General features: G+C 60.1%; 8 protein-coding genes. 3 read left to right on the forward strand and 5 right to left on the reverse strand.

The genetic code is table 11. The features are described from left to right. Nucleotides 1–103 precede the first annotated feature (103 nt). Nucleotides 104–1,363 (forward strand): MFS transporter, encoded by a 1,260-nt coding sequence (locus ACK83U_RS15890; protein ID WP_112606792.1) that lies wholly within the window; start codon nt 104–106, stop codon nt 1,361–1,363. Nucleotides 1,364–1,381: 18 nt separating this feature from the next. On the opposite strand, the gene ACK83U_RS15895 is transcribed toward ACK83U_RS15890, so the two are convergent. The 3 genes from ACK83U_RS15895 to ACK83U_RS15905 form a co-directional block, all read right to left on the reverse strand. Continuing rightward, a complete protein-coding gene (locus ACK83U_RS15895) occupies nt 1,382–1,846 on the reverse strand; it encodes a GNAT family N-acetyltransferase (protein WP_112606794.1) in 465 nt (154 codons plus the stop codon). A 117-nt stretch (nt 1,847–1,963) separates the two neighbouring features. Then, complete coding sequence (gene pyc / locus ACK83U_RS15900) at nt 1,964–5,425, reverse strand: pyruvate carboxylase (RefSeq protein ID WP_112606796.1); 3,462 nt, start codon at nt 5,423–5,425, stop codon at nt 1,964–1,966. 116 nt (nt 5,426–5,541) lie between these two features. Beyond that, on the reverse strand, nt 5,542–6,282 hold the full coding sequence (locus ACK83U_RS15905) for an autoinducer binding domain-containing protein (protein WP_112607050.1): 741 nt from the start codon (nt 6,280–6,282) through the stop codon (nt 5,542–5,544). A gap of 379 nt (nt 6,283–6,661) precedes the next feature. On the opposite strand from ACK83U_RS15905, the gene ACK83U_RS15910 reads away from it, so the two are divergent. Further along, complete coding sequence (locus ACK83U_RS15910) at nt 6,662–8,431, forward strand: glucan ABC transporter ATP-binding protein/ permease (RefSeq protein WP_112606798.1); 1,770 nt, start codon at nt 6,662–6,664, stop codon at nt 8,429–8,431. A 192-nt stretch (nt 8,432–8,623) separates the two neighbouring features. Beyond that, a complete protein-coding gene (locus tag ACK83U_RS15915) occupies nt 8,624–9,379 on the forward strand; it encodes a DUF3800 domain-containing protein (protein ID WP_112606800.1) in 756 nt (251 codons plus the stop codon). A 347-nt stretch (nt 9,380–9,726) separates the two neighbouring features. Here the strand turns inward: ACK83U_RS15915 and ACK83U_RS15920 are convergent, their stop codons facing one another. Then, on the reverse strand, nt 9,727–10,941 hold the full coding sequence (locus tag ACK83U_RS15920) for an OpgC domain-containing protein (RefSeq protein ID WP_112606802.1): 1,215 nt from the start codon (nt 10,939–10,941) through the stop codon (nt 9,727–9,729). A 90-nt stretch (nt 10,942–11,031) separates the two neighbouring features. Continuing rightward, nucleotides 11,032–19,542 (reverse strand): GH36-type glycosyl hydrolase domain-containing protein, encoded by an 8,511-nt coding sequence (locus ACK83U_RS15925; protein WP_112606804.1) that lies wholly within the window; start codon nt 19,540–19,542, stop codon nt 11,032–11,034. Nucleotides 19,543–19,962: the final 420 nt, after the last annotated feature.

The raw sequence follows: 19,962 nt of genomic DNA on the forward strand, positions 1-19,962 counted from the left end.
GCGCGGTAAGCAGGCTCCTGACGGGGCCTTTTTTATTGCCCGGATTCCGGGCGGCGCCTCGTCAGATCCCGTTCGACTTCCCATCCACATGACGGACAAGGCCATGACGCGCACCGAAAGCCGCATCGACCATTCAGCCAGCCAAGCAACCGAAGACCGGCCCCTCGCATCAACCGTCGCACAGCCGCGGCTGATAACCCTCGTCCTGCTCTCGGCGCTTGCCGTGCTGCCCGTTAACATCATCCTGCCGTCGCTGCCGAAAATCGCTGCGGCATTCCACGCCGATTTCGCCCTTGTGAACCTTTCGGTTTCCGGCTTTTCCTTCGTCACGGCCTTTCTGGAGGCGATCGGCGGCGCGCTATCGGATCGGTTCGGCCGCCGGCCTGTAGTCCTGACGGCACTCTCCATCTTCATCATCGCATCCATCGGCTGCGCCCTAGCGCCCAATATCGGCATCTTCCTGCTGTTCCGCATGATGCAGGCGTGCATCGGACCCTGCTATTCCGTCGCCCTCGTCGTCATCAAGGAAGCATCGGATGAACGCGAAGCCGCCAGCAAATTCGGCTACCTCGCCATGGGATGGGCGCTTGCTCCCATGGTCGGCCCTCTGTTCGGCGGAACGCTGGACGAGCTTTTCGGATGGCAATCGATCTCCATCGTCCTCGCCATCCTCGGCATGGCCGCCTTCATTCTCTCGATGCGGGAACTGAAGGGATCGCGAGCACCCTCGTCAGGAACAAGCAGGAACTACCTCGCCTCCTACGGCCTGCTGCTGCGTTCGACAAGGTTTTGGGCCTACACCCTTTGCATGGCCTGCTCGATGGGCGTGCTCTACATCTTCCTCGGAGGGGCGCCGCTGACGGTCGGCAATACCCTTGGCGGCTCGAGCGCCATGCTCGGTTTCTACATGGGCCTGGTTCCCGCCGGCTTCATTCTCGGCAGCTATCTGGCCGGCCGCTATGCCGCCAAGGTCCCGCTCGGCACCATTCTGATCGTTGCGCGCCTTCTGACCTGCCTGGGCCTTTTGACGGGTTTGATCCTGTCGCTGTCGGGCATGACCTATAGTCTTGCACTCTTCGGCCCCTGCATCTTCATCGGCCTCGGCAACGGCTTGACCATGCCCGCCGCCAATAGCGGCGCCATGTCGGTGCGGTCAGATCTTGTCGGAACGGCCGCGGGGCTTGCCGCTGCCATGCGAATATCCGGCGGAGCGCTGATAGGCTCCGTCGCCGGGCTGTTTCTGGCGCAATCGGCCGATATCCATACCCTGTTCGCCCTGATGCTGGCATCGGCCGTGCTCGCACTCGTGGCGGCATTCTGGGCCGCCTCCGTCGAGCGGCGCCATCAGCGCCTGGCATGCTAACGCACAGCGCGCAATCGCCTATCCGACACGCTTGCGCATATGAACGAAAAAGCCGTCCTTGAGCGGCTCTTCCCGATCGATCGCATAGCCGTTTCTCAGATAGAGCTGCACGTTTTCGACAAAACGCTTGTTGGTGTAGAGCAGGATATCCGCCACCCCAAGCGACGCGGCAACCTGTTCGGCATGGGCAAGCAGCTTTTTACCGATGCCCTGCCCCTGCTGCGCTGGTGACACGGCTATATTTTCGATCAGCAAATGATCCGCAGCGGGGACCATTTCGATCAATGCGGCAAGCTGCCCGTCGATGTCCAGAAGATCGATGCGGTGCTTGCGGACGGCTTCGGCATAATCAGCGATCATCGGCAGCGGTTCGCGACCGATGAGAGGCACCCATTTGCCGTAGGCCTCGCGCGTCAGCTGACGGATGGCATCGACATCCGCATCCGCTGCCGCACGCAAGGTAGGAGGTTGCGTCGTTGCCATTGCTCTTCGCACCTCCCCGTGCGCCTGCCCGCCGGCGCCATCCAAGACGAAAGCGCCTCATATTTCGAAAACGACCGGCTTCAACGGTCGCCTTCCACATCCAAGCGAAGCGTAAGACTACGCCCCATAGACGACGAGCAGATCCTTGGCGTCGATCTGGTCGCCGGCGCGCACCAGCACCTCGGAGATCGTACCATCCTTTTCCGCATGCAGCGCGGTCTCCATCTTCATGGCCTCGATGGAAACAAGCACGTCGCCGGCTTGGATCGCCTGGCCGGGCGAGACAAAGACGGTTGAGATGACGCCCGGCATCGGCGCGCCGACATGAGCCGCATTGCCGGTCTCGGCCTTGCGGCGCACCGCGCTGCCGGAGGCGCCATGGGCGCGATCCGGCACCTTGATGCGGCGCGGCTGGCCGTTGAGTTCGAAGAACACCGTCACCATACCCTTCTCGTCGGTCGCCGTCATCGCCTGGTTGACGATGACGAGCGTCTTGCCCTTCTCGATCTCGGCAAAGAGCTCATCGCCTTCCTTGAGACCGTAGAAATAGGCCGGCGTCGGCAATACCGAGACCGGGCCGTAGGTGTCGGCAGCCAGTGCATAGTCGGTGAAGACTTTTGGATACATCAGGTAGGAGGCGAATTCGAAATCGTCGACCTTGCGCTCGAGCTTCGTCTCGATGACTTTACGCTCGGCATCGAGATCGGCTTCGGCAAGCAGCGAACCGGGACGGACCGTATAGGGCTTATCGCCCTTCAGCGCCTTCTTCTGCAGCGCTTGCGGCCATCCGGACGGCGGCTGGCCGAGATCGCCCTTGAGCATGGAAACGACCGAATCCGGGAAGGCGATATCCTTCGCTGGGTTCTCGACATCGGCGACCGTCAGGTCCTGGCTCACCATCATCAGCGCCATGTCGCCGACAACCTTGGAGGACGGCGTCACCTTGACAATATCGCCGAACATCTGGTTGGCATCGGCATAGGCCTGCGCCACCTTGTGCCAGCGGGTCTCGAGACCGAGCGAGCGGGCTTGTTCCTTGAGGTTGGTGAACTGACCACCTGGCATTTCGTGCAGATAGACTTCCGAAGCCGGTCCCTTGAGATCGCTTTCGAAGGCGGCGTACTGATGGCGCACGGCTTCCCAGTAGAAGGAGATGCGGCGAATCCATTCGGGATCGAGGCCCGGATCGCGCTCGGAGCCTTTCAGCGCCTCGACGATCGAGCCGAGGCAGGGCTGCGAGGTATTGCCGGACAGCGCATCCATCGCCGCATCGACGGCATCGACGCCGGCATCGACCGCAGCGAGCACCGTCGCAGCCGCAATACCCGACGTATCATGCGTGTGGAAGTGGATCGGCAGACCGGTCGCCTCGCGCAGCGCCTTGAACAGCACCTTGGCGGCCGCCGGCTTCAGCAAGCCCGCCATATCCTTCAGCGCGATGATATGGGCGCCGGCCTTTTCCAGCTCGACGGCAAGATCGGTGTAATATTTCAGATCGTATTTCGGCCGCGCGGAATTGAGGATATCGCCGGTGTAGCAGATCGCCGCCTCGCAGAGCTTGTTCTCCTCCGCAACGGCATCCATCGACACGCGCATGTTCTCGACCCAGTTCAAGCAGTCGAAGACGCGGAAGAGATCGACGCCGCCTTTGGCCGCCTGGCGGACGAAATACTTCACGACATTGTCGGGATAATTCGTATAGCCGACGCCGTTTGCGCCGCGCAAAAGCATCTGCAGCAGCAGGTTCGGCGCACCCTCACGGATCAGCGACAGACGCTCCCACGGGTCTTCCGTGAGGAAGCGCATGGAAACATCGAAGGTGGCGCCGCCCCAGCATTCGAGCGACAGGAGCTGCGGCAAAGCGCGCGCATAGGTGCCGGCGACGCTGGCGATGTCATAGGTACGCATGCGGGTCGCAAGCAGCGATTGATGGCCGTCGCGCATGGTCGTGTCGGTCATCAGCACGCGCTTCTCGTTACGCATCCACTCGGCGAATTTCTGCGGGCCGAGCTTGTCGAGCAGCTGTTTGGTGCCATCCGGAATAGCGCTGTCGATATAAGGCAGTACCGGGTTGGCAGCCTTGGACGATGGCGCGGGGCGCCCGCGGGTCTCCGGGTGACCGTTGACGGTGACATCGGCGAGATAGGTCAGGAGCTTGGTGGCGCGGTCCTGGCGCTTGACCTGCTGGAACAGCTCCGGCGTCGTGTCGATGAAGCGCGTCGTATAGCTGTTGTCGCGGAATTTCGGATGCGTGATGATCGCTTCGAGGAAGGTGAGGTTCGTCGCCACGCCGCGAATGCGGAATTCGCGCAGCGCGCGGTCCATGCGGGCGATCGCCTCCTGCGGGTTCGGCGCCCAGGCCGTCACTTTTACCAGCAACGGGTCGTAATAACGGGTGATGATCGCACCGGTATAGGAGGTGCCGCCGTCAAGACGGATACCAAAGCCGGATGCCGAGCGATAGGCAGTAATGCGGCCGTAATCCGGAATGAAGTTATGTTCCGGATCCTCCGTCGTTACGCGGCACTGCAAGGCATGGCCGTTGAGGCGAATGTCTTCCTGGCGCGGAACACCCGATTCCGGCGTGCCGATGGCGAAACCGTCAAGAATATGGATCTGCGCCTTGACGATATCGATGCCGGTGACGACTTCAGTGACGGTGTGCTCGACCTGGATGCGCGGATTGACTTCGATGAAGTAGAATTTGCCGGTGTCGGCATCCATCAGATATTCGACGGTGCCAGCGCCGACATAGTTCGTCGCGTTGGCGATCTTCAGCGAATAGGCGGCCAGTTCCTGGCGCTGCGTTTCCGTGAGATAGGGGGCCGGCGCGCGCTCGACGACCTTCTGGTTGCGGCGCTGCACCGAACAGTCGCGCTCGAACAGGTGCACGACGTTGCCGTGCGTGTCGCCGAGGATTTGGCTTTCGACATGGCGGGCGCGCTCGACGAGCTTTTCAAGATAGACCTCATCCTTGCCGAAGGCGGCTTTCGCCTCGCGCTTGGCTTCCGTCACTTCCTTGGCGAGATCGGCCTCGGAGCGGATGACGCGCATGCCGCGGCCACCGCCACCCCAGGAGGCCTTCAGCATCACCGGATAACCGATCTCAGCCGCCATCTTGGCGACTTCAGCCATGTCGTCAGGCAGGGGATCGGTGGCCGGCACGACCGGCACGCCGACCGAAATTGCCAGATTACGCGCAGCAACCTTGTTGCCAAGCTGGCGCATCGTATCGGCGCGAGGCCCGATGAAGATGATGCCGGCGGCATCGCAGGCATCGACGAATTCGGGGCTTTCCGACAGCAGACCATAGCCGGGATGGATGGCATCGGCGCCAGAGAGCTTGGCGACGCGGATGACTTCCTCGATCGACAGATAGCTCTCGATCGGCCCGAGGTCACGGGCAAGATGTGGACCGCGGCCCACCTGATAGCTCTCGTCCGCCTTGAAGCGATGCAGCGCGAGTTTGTCTTCCTCGGCCCAGATGGCCACCGTTTTTATGCCAAGTTCGTTGGCGGCGCGGAATACGCGGATGGCGATTTCGGAACGGTTGGCAACCAGGATCTTGGAAATGGGCAATGCTGTCTCCTCACGGCATCGAAACGGGCAATGCTGCACCCGCGAAGAGAATTCTTAACTTCTTGTCACGGGAAGTTCAATTTCTCCTGCGACATCCGGCATCAAAATAGTTGCCTTTACGGAATAAGTCCGTTTCTGAAGGCGATTGCCACGATATGCTGCCGATTTCTGGCCTTCAGCTTGTCCTGGATACTGTTCATGTACCAGTCGACGGTATGATTGGAAATCTTCAGCAGCCGGCTGATCTCGATCGAGGTCATGCCGTCGGCCAGATGGCTGAGCACTTCCATCTCACGCTTGGTCAGCTTCAGCTCGGCCGCTCCCACTCTCTCAAGGTATTGGGCCTCGTCTCGAAACTCCAGAAGTCGCCAAAAGACTTTTTTGGCAACCGCCTCGAAAACGGAAATCTCGGTTGGAGAGAGATCGACCGCCTCGCCGCCGATCGTCATGCTTCCCAGCAGGCCGTTGCGACCATGGATCGGGAAGAGATAGCCGTCGGCAAGCCCGTTGGCGCGGGCGTCCGCCATCATCTGCTCCATGCGCCGCCGCAGCGGGTCCTTCTTCAGCGCCGCCACGGCATCGCTCCAGCGGAAAGGGCGTTGCGCCTGGGCCGCATAGCGCGCAACCGGATCGACGAGCATGTACCTCTTGCGGACATAAGTCAGCGGCCACTGATCGGGCCAGCGGCCCGCCAGCATGAAATGCGCAACATCGACATTCGGCCGCGCTCGCTTCAAGACGCCATAGAAATCGAACTTATAGGAGCGAAGCGCGAGCTCGAGCTCGGCCACGACGTCCTCCGCGAGCTTGCATTCCTCGATCACGACAAGCAATTGTATTAGCGAATGGATATTCACAGTTACCTCTTGGCCTCGCAGCCCGAATGATCGGCGGACGAGCTTGCCATCCTGCTCGCCCGGTCCCATAGCCGAGCTTAATCGGCGGCAACATACTCAGGCCGACGCAAAATTGAACGCCTTTGGCGATTTTTTTGCCGTTCAACCCTGAATAGCCGTCCTTTGCGTGACTTAAAGGTAACGGTTAACGCAGCGGTGGATTCACTTCCAGACTGTCATATTCCTGCGGCGAACGATAGCACCACTTTCCGCGGCAACGCGTCTAACGCGAGAAATTCCCCTTAAAAAACAGCTTCAGATTCCGTTAATCGCCGGTTCAGGTACCGATCTGTAGTGTCACAACATTCCGAGTTTTGCTGATGCACAGAGGGTGCCTGACGTGTCACTGTTCAAAGTCTATGCAAGAGCCCTGAAGTATCTTGGCGCGTATCGATACCGCGTATGGATGGTCGTGATCGCAAACATCGCGCTTGCGATGACCACCATCTACGAACCGGTTTTGTTCGGCCGGATCTTCGACGCCATTGCCAAGAAGGAAGCCGTCACGCCGACCATGATGTTGTGGGCGGGCTTCGCCGTCTTCAGTGCTGTCGCCTTCATCGTGGTGTCGCGCGAGGCCGATCGCCTTGCGCATGGTCGCCGCGCCTCCCTGCTTACCGAAGCATTCGGCCGCATCATCTCGATGCCGCTTTCCTGGCATAGCCAGCGCGGCACGGCGAGCGCGCTGAACACCCTGCTGCGCGCCTGCGAAGCGCTGTTCGGCCTGTGGCTCGAATTCATGCGCAACCACCTCACGACCGCCGTCGCGCTCGTCATCATGATCCCGACAGCCATGGCCATGGACCTGCGCCTGTCCGCAGTCCTCGTCCTGCTCGGCGTCTTCTACTGGTTCATAGGCCGTCTGGTCATGAGCCGCACGAAGGATGGCCAGACCTCGGTCGAAAGCCACTACAATACCGTCTTCTCGCATGTGAGCGACTCGATCAGCAACGTCTCGGTGCTGCATAGCTACAACCGCATCGAAGCTGAAACGAAGGCGCTGAAGTCGTTCACCGAACGCCTCCTGCAAGCTCAGTATCCGGTCCTCGACTGGTGGGCACTTGCCGGCGCATTGAACCGCACGGCCTCGACCGTTGCCATGATGGCGATCCTGATGATCGGTACCGTCCTCGTACAGGATGGCAGCCTGAGCCTCGGCGCGCTCATCACCTTCATCGCCTTTGCCAACGTGCTGATCGGCCGCCTGGAGCAGCTGCGCAACTTCGCCAACCAGATTTTCGAAGCCCGTGCCAAGCTCGAAGACTTCTACACGCTGGAAGATTCGGTTCGCGACCGCGAAGAGCCGGCCGGCCTTGCCGAAATCAAGGACGTCAAGGGCGAAGTGGAATTCCGCGATGTCTCCTTCGGCTTCGCCAACTCGTCGCAGGGCCTGCACGACATCTCCTTCAAGGTGAAGGCTGGCCAGACCGTCGCCATCGTCGGCCCGACCGGCGCCGGCAAGACGACGCTCGTCAACCTGCTGCAGCGTGTCTTCGATCCGCAGAGGGGCCAGATCCTGGTCGATGGTCACGACATCACCAAGGTGACCCGCAAGTCGCTGCGCCGCTTCATCGCCACCGTGTTCCAGGATGCTGGTCTTCTGAACCGCTCGATCAGCGACAACATCCGCCTCGGCCGTGAAGGTGCGACACAGGAAGAAATGATCCGTGCTGCCCAGGCCGCCGCCGCCAACGACTTCATCGAAACCCGCGAAAGCGGCTACGATACCCGCGTCGGCGAGCGTGGCAACAAGCTCTCGGGTGGTGAACGCCAGCGTATCGCGATCGCCCGCGCCATCCTGAAGGATGCGCCAATCCTCGTGCTCGATGAAGCGACAAGTGCGCTCGACGTCGAAACCGAAAACCGGGTCAAGACGGCGATCGACAACCTGCGCCAGAACCGCACGACCTTCATCATTGCGCACCGCCTGTCGACGGTTCGCGAGGCCGACATGGTCCTCTTCCTGGACAACGGCCGCATCATCGAAAATGGCAGCTTCAACGAGCTCAGCCAGAGCAATGGTCGCTTTGCCGCTCTGCTGCGTGCCAGCGGCATCCTGACGGACGAGGAAGTCCGCAAGGCACACACGACGGAAACCGAAGCCGCCTGATCTTCGCAAGGGCCTCAAGATCGAAGCCGGGAGAGCGATGCTCTTCCGGCTTTTTGCTATGAGATGTTCTTTTTACCGCGTCGCCGTTTGTAGTATCGGACTGCTGAACATGAATCATTGTTCACGGGAAAAGTATTTCTGTGTAAAATAATTTTCGATGATTAGATGCTTCTCATGGTTGGGTACTGTTGATTGACCATTAAGATTCAAGCTTTTTTTGATGAAAGTGGTTCTCACGACGGTTCGCCAGTTTTGGGAATCGCCGGCTATATTTTCAGAAAAAGCGAAGCCACAAAACTTGGCCACGAGTGGCGAAAAATACTAAAGTGGAAAAATATTCCATATTTTCATATGGTGGATTGCGCGCACGGTAATGAACATTTCGCGAATCTAACAAAACAAGAGAGAATAGATGTAGAAAGTAAGCTTATTGAACTCATAAAGAAGCGGTCGATACAGGGATTTGCAGTAACTATTATCGAGAGTGAGTTCAAACAGGTCCTTAAAGAGCTTCCCGAAATCAAAAAAGTTTATGACAGCGCCTATTCTTTTTCAGTTCATGTGATTCTTGCTGGCGTTCTAGCTTGGATCGGAGAAAATCCACGAGCGGGAGAAATCTCGTACTTTTTTGAAGCCGGCCATAGCAGTGCCTCCAATGCAAACTCTGTCATGAACGAACTCTTTAATCAGAAGCAGAATGAATATCGTTACGCTGGGCACGGCTTCGTTGAGAAGATGAAAAGCCCAGCGGTTCAGGCGGCTGATTTGCTCGCTTGGCAATGGTGCAAAGACAAAAAGAACCAGATGGAAGGTCGAGCGCGTCGAAAAGATTGCGAAGCCCTATTAGAACATAGAGTTAATGCAGTTCATTTAGGCAGAAGAGAACTCTTAGAGATGAAATCTGCCGGAATTCTTAGTGGCATATTTGGCAAGGCTTCAGCCGCCTGACGACGACTTAAGATTATATTTTTAGACCGCGGTGATGGCCAGGAGGCTCTTAAGCGAAAATGTTCACTAAGCTCCTTGAAATAGCAATTCCGCCTAAGAACTGAAACAAGAAAGAGCCGGGCGGGAAAACCAAGCCCCGCCGTTTTCTGATCGGAGGTCAATACGACTGAATGCCGACTGGAGTTAAGGCCGGCACCCGACCGGCATTGGATCAGAACTTGCACTCGAAGCCTAAGCAGGCCCGTCCAGTTGTCAGTGCCGATCCAGTTAATCGAGCCGCAGCTCCCTCGGCGACTGCGGAAAGATCGATAGGCCGACCCGCGCAGGCACGCGGCGCGGCTGAGCCCTCAGTGACGCTTCACGAAATGAGCAGGCATGGCGACCGGCCTCGCCGGTGCTTTCGCCGTGCTCTGGCCAGCAAGCTGAAGCCGCTTGTGCTCGAGATGATAGGCATAGAGGAATTGTGCGGTAATGCCGAAGACGACATAGATGGCACCGACGACCGGGCTCTTGTTGGTCACATAGAGAAGGACCTGGCCGGCCATGGCGAGGATGGTGCCGGCAACGAAGATGTTCAGCGAATGCCGCCCGAGAATCGTCAGCGGGTGGTTCGTCGAACGGCGCAGGAACGCCGAAATGGCGGGGATACTGACGATCAGATAGGCGAGCGCCAGAACATGCAGCAGCCGCGGCAGCGACAGGAAGGTCTTGTCGAAGCCGGTGACGACGGTCGGCAGACCGAGCATGGCGAGGTAGTCGCCGAGTATCCATAGCTTGTCGGTCACCCAGATGAAGGACACGAGCACATAGGCGCAGGCCAGCGCGATCAGAACCGGATGGGCAGGGATTTGCCCGCCACGCTTGACATGCATGCAGGCGACGAAGCCGATGACGAAAAGCAGCTGCCAGGATAGCGGATTGAGGAACCAGAAACCGTCAAGCAGCGTCGTGTGCGGCGCGATGTAATAGATGCCGGATACCAGCCAGACGCCGACCGAAATTGCGAGCAGAAGCAAGGGGCTCCTCGCCTGCAGCAGCATGATCAGCGGCAGCATGAGGAACAGGGCACCGTACATCGGCAGAATATTATTATAGCCGATCTGATGTCCGAGCGTCAGTAGCGCGGGAATGCCGCGCGCCGGATCCATCAGCAGGGCCAGGATATTCACTTCGCAAAGCAGGCCCTTCTGGTGGAAAATCCACGCGCCGGAGATGAAGAGCACCAGCGTCACGAAGGTCGTGATCATATGCGCCGTATAAAGCGTGAAGGCCCGCTTTATCGCCTTCCATGCCATCTTCAGCCGATTACCCGGAAGAAATCTCGTTCCATAGGCAAGGCCGACCGACATGCCGGAAATCAGCACAAAGGCTTCGGCGCCATCGGAGAAGCCGAAATTCTTGGAGGTCAAATCCTCGAAGATCTGCCCCGGCACATGGTTGATGAAGATCATGATCAGAGCCAGGGCTCTGAGAACATCCAGTCGGGTATCCCTCTGCGAGACCGGCTTCGGCACGCTCACCCGTTGCGCCGGTGCCAGGCTCATCTGCGCCCTTGAATTCATCAAACTCTCCTGTTCCGACACTCAAATGCAATCGGGGCCAAAGAGTTCCCCCTTTGGCCCCGATCGTCGAAGCGAAGCAGTGCAGAAACGCTACTGTCCGATCGGAAAGCCCTCTTCGGGATGGGCGACCGCCCTGTCATTGATAGTGACCGAGTATCCCGTCGCATCGGGCGCTTTTGAGACGGAAATACGGTAATTTCCGCTCGGCAGTTGGATATCTGCCGCAAAGCCATCCCAGTTCGAAGGCAATGCCGGCTTGACGAAAAGTCGTCCGTTTTTCACCCGGATGCCGAGAATGCCTTCGACAGCGACGCGATAGAGCCAGCCGGCGGATCCCGTATACCAGGTCCAGCCGCCACGGCCCGTCAACTGTCCTTCGCCGTAAATATCAGCAGCGACCACATAGGGCTCTACACGATAGGTATCGGCCTGATCACGATCGCGTGCATGGTTGATCGGGTTCAGCATGTCGAAGCAATGCCAGGCATCGTCGCCGCGATTCATTTCTGCCAGCGCCATGACCACCCAGGTGGCCGCGTGAGTGTACTGGCCGCCATTTTCGCGCACACCGGGCGGATAGGACTTGATGTAGCCCGGATCGCGCGCCGACTTCGCGAAGGGCGGCGTGAACAGCCGGATGATACGGTTTTCATCGTCCACCAGCTTCTCGAGCACGGCATTCATCGCCTTCTCGCCGCGCGCCCTATCGCCTTCGCCGGAGAGAATGTTCCAGGACTGCGCGATCGAATCGATCTGGCACTCGAAATTCTCACTGGAGCCGAGCGGGCTGCCATCGTCGAAATAGCCGCGGCGGTAGTGGCCGCCGTCCCAGCCGGCCGATTCCAGTGCCTTGCGCAGTTCCGGCAGATGGTCGGACCAGCGCTTGACGCGCTCCTTGTCGCCGCGTGCTTCGGCATAGGGCAGGAATGCGGTTAGCATGCCGGCAAGGAACCAGCCGAGCCAGACACTTTCGCCGCGGCCCTGTATACCGACGCGATTCATGCCGTCGTTCCAGTCGCCGCCGAGGATCAGCGGCAAGCCACTGCCGCCCTTGCGCTTGATCGCGAGATCGAGAGCCAGAGCCGCATGTTCGTAGACGCTGACTTTGTCCTGCGACACGGTCGGCTGGTAGAAGACGTCATGCGTGCCGGGCATCAGCGCCGCACCCTCGACGAAGGCAAGTTCCTCATCGAGGAGCGACTTGTCGCCCGTTACCGTGCAGTACTGGTCGATGGCATAGGCAAGCCAGACGACGTCGTCCGAGATATGGGTACGCACGCCGGCGCCGCTGCCCGGCAGCCACCAATGCTGCACGTCGCCTTCGCGGAACTGACGCTGGGCCGCATTGAGGATCTGGTTGCGGGCAAGCTCCGGCTTATGCACCAGGAATGCCAGCGTATCCTGCAACTGGTCGCGGAAGCCGAAGGCACCCGACGACTGGTAGAAGGCGGTACGCGACATGATACGGCAGCCAAGGCTCTGATAGGGCAGCCAGGCATTGATCATGTTGTTCATCGCCTTGTCCGGCGTCGAGATCTTCACATGGCCGGTGAAGCCGTCCCAGAACTCCCGACCTGCCGAAAGCACGGCCTCGAAATCGGCCTTGCGGATTTCCGAGACCAGCGCGCGGGCCTCTTCGACCGTGGCCGTATCGCCCATATAGAAGCAGATTTCCTTCTGCTCGCCGGCGGCAATCGTCACGTCGAAGGCCAGAGCGCCGCAGGGATCGCCGTCGAGATCGGTCGAGTTGGAAAGCGCGGCAGCCGTCACGACGGCTTCCGGCATCTGGATCGTGCCATGGCGGCCGATGAACTCGCGACGGCTTGCCGAGAAGCTCGAATGCGTCTCGCTCGCCGCCATGAAGGCGGTCCGCTTGAAGTAGTCGATACTGTAGGGGTTGTTGGCAAACAGCGCGCCCGTCTCCTCATCCAGCGTCGACAGGATGAAGGGTCTGGTCTTGTTCTGATTGGTGCCGAGCACCCATTCCGCATAATTGTAGATCCGCAGCCGCCGGCTGCCGGCGCCCTTGTTGCTGAGCCGCAGACGGAAGAGCTTGACCGGACGCTCGCGATCGACGGTCTGCGTCAGCTCCAGCGCCACGCCATTGTCTTCGCTCGAGAAGACGGAATAGCCGAGACCGTGACGGGCCTCGAAGCGGACCTTCGCATTGCGCGACAAGCCGGCATAGGGCGTCATGACCTTGTTGCTGTCGAGGTCGGCGACGTAGAGCGCCTCGCCCGGACGGTTGATGACCATGTCGTTGGTCCAGGGCGTCAGCTGATAGTCACGCGAATTGTGGCTCCAGGTGAAGCCACCGCCTTCGGCGGGAACGTGGAAGCCGAAGCGCTCGTTCGAGATGACGTTGATCCACGGATGCGGCGTCGACTGACCGCCCGGCAGACGCACGACATATTCGCGACCGTCCTTGGAGAAGCCGCCGTAACCGTTCCAGAAATCGAGATCGTCCTGCGCCTCGATAGGCTCGGCCGCAAAAACGGAATCTTGCAGCGCGAGCGGTACGGAGAGACGATTGACCGGCGTCGTTTCATCGGACTGGGTCGAGGCAAACAGCGTCGCCGCGCGCGCGATCTGATCGACGAGCTTGCCGTTGCGGGCATGGAAGATCACCCGCGATGCGGCAAGGATCTCCTGGTAGGTCTCGTTTTCGATCTGGTCCTTGCGAACCGAGAAGATATTCTGCCTGAGACCGTCGCCCTGGTTGTGACGGACGTGCTCGACGAGCTTATCCAGCTCGCGCTGCATGTCCTGGGCCTGCTCGACAGCGCCTTCGTTGACGATCACCAAATCGGCGCTGATGCCGCGTGAACGCAGATATTCCGCCGCCATCAGCGCTTCCCGGGCGATTTCGAGGTCGATATCGTCGTTGATGCGCAGGGTGAAGATCGGGAAATCGCCTGAGATCGTCACCGGCCAGAGCGCGGATTGCGAATGCAGGCCGGCCTGCACGGTGGCGCCGTCGGCGCGCAGGTGCATGTCCGGATAGACCAGATAGCGGGCGAGCTTCTGGAAGGCGGCCGCCTGCTGCGAGGTAACGCCGACATGGCGCATCTGCATCTGCGTGCGGGTCCACGCCTGCGTCAGCTCGATGCCGAAGGTGTCGGGATTGCGGTAGCGCTCGACCGCCTTATCGACCTCTTCGCGGTTCGGCGCGGCAATGGTCCAGAAGATGATGCTGACCTTCTTGCCGGCGGGAACGCGCACGACGCGACGCAGCGACAGGCAGGCATCCATGGTGAAGCCGTCCGTGCCGGAGAGCGTCGCACCCGGATCGAAGGCTGCAGCTTCCGCAAGCGTGCGGCCGCGGCCGAGGAATTTGCGGCGGTCGGTTTCGAATTCGGTCGGACGTTCCGATCCGGCATTGTCGACGACCAGATGGGCGACCGACATGTCAGGCTCGTTATAGTCGCGCTTGTTGCGCTCTGCGCGGATCACGTCACCGCTGTTGCCGATCTCTGTGCGCACGAACATGCGCGTAAAGACCGGGTGACCGGAATCGACGTCGTCACTCGCAAGGGCCGGCTCAAGATAGGAGGTCACTTCGATGAAGCGGTCCTCCGTGCCCATGTTGAGCAGCGTCACACGGCGGCCTTCGGCATCATGCTCGGTGGCGACGATGCATTCGACGTCGCTGGTGAGATCGCCGACCGTCTTGCTGTATTCGACCTTTTCATCGCTGAAGGCGACCTTGGCCTTTTCCCCTTCGATGCTGCGCGGTTCCGCGGTCGCCGACCACCATTGGCCGGAGGCGGTATCGCGCAGGAAGATGAAGGTACCCCAGCGGTCCTCCGTCGGGTCGGCCCGCCAGCGCGAGACGGTCAGGCCGTTCCAGCGCGAATAGCCCGCGCCGGTCGCGGTCAGCATGACCGAATAATGACCGTTGGAAAGGAAGGCGAGCTCGCGATCCTGCGTCGCCGGATCGGCGATCTTGCGGATTTCCGGACGCAGCATGTCCTCCTGGATATTAGCCGGCTGGTCGCTCTCGTGCTTGGCGGCCATGACCGGAATATCGCGCGGCGCCTTTTCCTGCAGCAGCAGTTCGGCCGCTTCGATCACCGGATCGGCATGGAAGAGTTCGCGCAGGCGTCCGTTGAAGGCGACGTTGGCGATCGCGGCGATCGACATGCCGTGATGGTGTGCATAGTAGTTGTAGACCACCGCGCACTTCTTGCCTTCGGGAACGCGGGTCGGCGTGAAATCGACGGCATCATGGAAGCCGTAGATGCCGAGCGCGCCCACCTTACGCAATTTCTGCAGGTTTTCGAGCGCCGCAGCCGGGCGATACTGGCTGGCGAGGATCGAGGCATAAGGCGCGATGACGGCGTTCTGGCCGAGGCCGCGCTTGAGGCCGAGCGAAGGCACGCCGAAATTGGTGTACTGGTAGTGCATATAGTGGTCGCGGGCGTTGAAGGCCGCTTCTGAAATACCCCAGGGGATATCGGAGCCAAGTCGCTTGGCGTAGTTCATCTGCTCCTGCACGACCAGATTATTCGTCTGGTTGAGGATACCGCCCTGGCGCTCCTGCATGACGAGCGGCGGCATCAGATATTCAAACATCGAGCCCGACCACGAAACCAGCGCGCCGCGCGAGCCGACAGGCACGACCTGACGGCCGAGTCGATACCAGTGCTCCGTCGGCAAATCGCCCTTGGCGATGGCGAAAAGGCTGGTGAGGCGTGCTTCGGAGGCCAGAAGGTCGTAGCAGGCGGCATCGAGCTCATTGGTTTCGACGCGGAAGCCGATGGAAAGCAGGCGCCGTTCCGGACGATAGAGGAAGGCGTATTCCATGCCGAAGGCGAGTTCGCGCATTTGGTCGCGCAGCTTCGCCAGACGCTGGCGCAGCGAATCCACATTGGCGAGATCGAAGATGCTGTCGGCGATATGGCCCTCGCAGACCTTGACCAGCGACTGCGACCAGGTGAGCACCTCGCCGCTCTGCGTCGACTTCACCTCATGGTCGAGGTTTGCCGCAAGCTTCTGGATGTCCTGCGCCAGAACAGACAGGTTGATGACGCGGATCGAGGCGAATTCATGTTCGCGCTTGACGGCAGCAAGCGCGTTCTGGAAGCCGGCGATGCGCTCTTCCAGGCGGCGACGCAGCGGGCGAACCGTCTTGCGGTCATCCGGAAGCTCGGCAAGGGTTTCGGCGAGAATGCCGGCGACATCGCCGATACCGTCGAGATTGCCCTGCATATGTGCAGACGGTGCCTCCGCCCAGATACGGCAAGCGGACGAGACAGCGATCAGATGGCCGGCGAAGTTGCCGCTATCGACAGCCGAGATGTAGCGAGCGCCCATCGGCTTCAGCGTATCGGTGTGATACCAGTTGCACAGGTGCCCGCGGAACTTTTCGAGCTTCGCCACGGTCGCCATGGTCTTTTCCATGCGATCGATGGTTTCCTCGAAGGAGGTCCAGCCGAAATGACGCGCCGAGATGACCGACAGCAGGTAGACACCGATATTGGTCGGCGACGTGCGTGATGCCACAACCGCATTCGGGGTCTGCTGCACGTTATCAGGCGGCAGATGGTTTTGCTGTTCGACGACGAAAGTTTCGAAATAGCGCCAGGTGCGCCGCGCGATCTTGCGCAGTTCGAACGAAACGCTTTCCGGCACTTCCAGCCGATCTTCGGTCTCGGCCGACTGGCTGACATACCAGGCGATCGCCGGCGACAGGACCCAGAGCAGTGCAAAGGGAATGCCGACGAAGAAGGCGTTGTTGCCGGAAAGCGACGCGAAGGCAAGTGCCAGCAGCGCAAGCACTGGCGCATGCCACATGACGCGGTAGTGGCCGAGGATCGTCGTCTGTGCCGCGGCTTGGGCGCTCGCCGCGGTCCGCCATTGCAGCATCAGCTTGCGGCTGACGAAGGCGCGGTAAAGCGAACGGCCGATGGCATCGGCCATGACGCAGGCGCCATCGGCGATGAAGACGATGCGCAGCGCGACCTGGGCATTGGCGGCGCGGATATCCGACCAGACCGTATAGAGATGGGCACGGGCGACGATATCGCTGGTGCGCGGAATGATGCCGTTGATGAGCGACAGCGTCGGGGCGACGAACAGGCAGAAGATCAGCAGGATCTGCCAGAGGAGCGCCGCCAGCGGCTCCATGAAATACCATCCGAGCACGGAGGCGAAGAACCAGGCGATCGGCGTCAGCGAGCGACGCAGATTGTCCATCATCTTCCAGCGGCCGAGGCCGGTGACGCCGCGCTTGGGGTTGAAGAGATAGGGAAGCAGCTGCCAGTCACCACGCGCCCAGCGATGCTGGCGCGAGACCTCGACTTCGTAGCGGATCGGAAAATCTTCGACCAGCTCGCAGTCGGTGACGAGGGCGCAGCGCGCCATCGAGCCTTCGAGCAGATCGTGGCTGAGGACGGCGTTTTCGTCGATCTTGCCTTTTAGCGACGCTTCGAAGGCATCGACATGATAGAGGCCCTTGCCGGTGAAGGTGCCTTCTTCGACCAGATCCTGATAGACGTCGGAAACGGCGAAGACGTAAGGGTCGAGACCGCGGTTGACCGAGAAGACGCGCTGGAAGACCGACGCATCCTTACCCGTGGTCAAAGACGGGGTGACGCGCGGCTGCAGCACGCCGTAGCCGCGCACGACGCGTTTGCTCTCGGGATCGAAAACCGGGCGGTTGATCGGATGATGCAGCTTTCCGACGAGCTTCGTCACCGTATCGCGCACCAGGCGCGTATCGGAATCGAGCGTCATGACATACTGCACGTCCTTCGGCACGATATTGGCGCCGGGTAGGAAGGTGGTATCGCGGTCGCCGCGCAGCAGCATGTTCAGCTCGTGCAGCTTGCCGCGCTTGCGCTCCCAGCCCATCCAGGCGCCTTCGGACGGATTGTAGAGGCGGCGGCGATGCAGCAGGTAGAAGCGCTGAATGCCGTCCTCGTCATAGCGCGCCGCCAGATTGGCGACTTCGCGGCGGGCATAATCGAGGATTTCCAGATCGCGCTCGCTCTCTTCCTCCTGGCTGTCAGGCCAGTCGCTGAGCAGCGCGTAATAGACTTCGCCGCGCGGATTGGCGAGATAATGGACCTCGAGATTGCGCACGAGCTCATCGACACTGTCGCGGTTGCCGATCAGCGTCGGCACGACGACCAGCGTACGGGCCTCTTGCGGAATGCCTTCCTTGAATTCGTAACCGACCAGCCGCGCCGGCGTCAGATACATGGTGACGAAGAAATTGAAGAGGCCGGTGGCGCCTTCCGATGCCGGCAGCGAGAACATCAGGAGCAAGAGGATGGTCTCTGCCCAGCCCATGCCGGCATGCAGCATGAAATAACCGACGATACCGAGGGCCACGACGGTCAGGAACAACACCGGGGCTGCGATCGACAGCCAGTTGAGCTTGCGCCACTGACGCACGAAGCTCACCGAAAGGGGCACACGATACCCGATCGCCTTCTCCAGCTTCTGCGTCTGCTGGCCCATGATGAAGTCGCCGATATTCGGCTCGCGCGATTGCCCTTCGCTCGATGCCTTGGCGGCTTCGGTCATCGCCATGGCGATCTGGGCAATTTCCATTTCGGTCTTGTCGCAACGGCGCGCGAGCTTTTCGATACGGCGGCGATAGCTGTTGCGCGAGCCGGGATCGAGCTTGGCGTAGTCGGTCTCGTCCCAGAGCAGCTTGTCGACGGCGCTGACCTCTTCGACCCAGACGGACCAATCGGTATCGTCGATGAGACGCAGGCTCTTGATGATGTTGCCCATCGTCACATTGCCGGATGACAGGCGATTATGCTCGGCCATCATGACGCTTTCGGCGTCGGTGCCCGCCTCGGCAAGCCGCTTCTCAAGCCAGGTGACGGCGAGGCCGGACGTATGCGAGCCGTCGCGCAGACGGTAGAGGAACTGTGTGGCGAAGGTGTTGTCCGAGGTATAGGGCTCAAGCGTCTTCAGGAACTCGGCGACCTTGGCGTCGTCGTTCAGACGGATCAGCTCGTCGACGGCGGCATTCGCTTTCTTGCGGGTGATACGGCTCTGCTCGACGCGGCTCGAAATGCGACGCAGGTTTTCGACGAGGATATAGCGCACCAGCGAGGGAACAGCCCAAAGCTCGCCGATTTTCAGCATCTCCACCGACTGGAAACCTTCGACGAGCGCCAGCAGGCCCTGATTGGATACGGTGCTATGCGTGTGGGCGACGTAGAGCCAGGCAAGCGCCATGGTGCGCGGCATAACCATGCCGTCGATGGTCAGCGTCTGCAGCTGGTCATAAAACTTCTTCGGAAAATCGCGTCGGACTTCCTGAATGGCCTCTTCGATGACGTAGTGGTTGTCGAGCAGCCATTCGGCCGCCGGCGTGATCGATTCCCCCGCATCGACATCGGCATTGGCCGAGCGATAGACGCGCAGGATCTCTTTCTCGTTTTCCTTGTGCCGGGCGAAGAAATCAAAGGGCGCAAAGCCTGGCAGCTTGGTTTTCGCGCCGTTGCGGGCGAAGGCCGCGCCGCATTCCTTTATCTGCTCATTGGAGAAATAGGTGGCGCGGATCGCATCATTATGATCGATCTGCTTGGCATCAGAATCGCGCGGCGTAACGGTGGAGAGATTTTGAGATGTCATGGATTCGGGTTCTGGGTCCAAACAGAGTGAGTGGCATTGTCGCCTTTATCGTTTTTGCCCTGCCCGACGCAAGAATTCACGCATTTGGACCCTTTTGCTTCGCTTCCCGGCGGGCGAAGGGGGTGAATTCGAAGTGACGGCTTAGAACAAACTTATACAGGCGAAGATTTCACGGGGCGTTCTTAAAGATTGCGGCGACTATTCGTCATCATCCAAAAGGGTGTCCGTGAAACTGGATACGCGACCAGATCGTTCCGGCAGCGATCCGCAGAGGTCAACGACAATCGATCAAGGTCATGAGGCATTCTCCCTGGGCTGATTCATCCCGTTTCGGAAATTCAGCATGGTTCGGCATATTGAATCCTCCATATCCCGCAGAAGATGAACTTAAACTGAACCCCATAAAAAGATTCGCAAATT

This window comes from Rhizobium sp. WW22 (assembly GCF_047041135.1).
GTDB lineage: Bacteria > Pseudomonadota > Alphaproteobacteria > Rhizobiales > Rhizobiaceae > Rhizobium.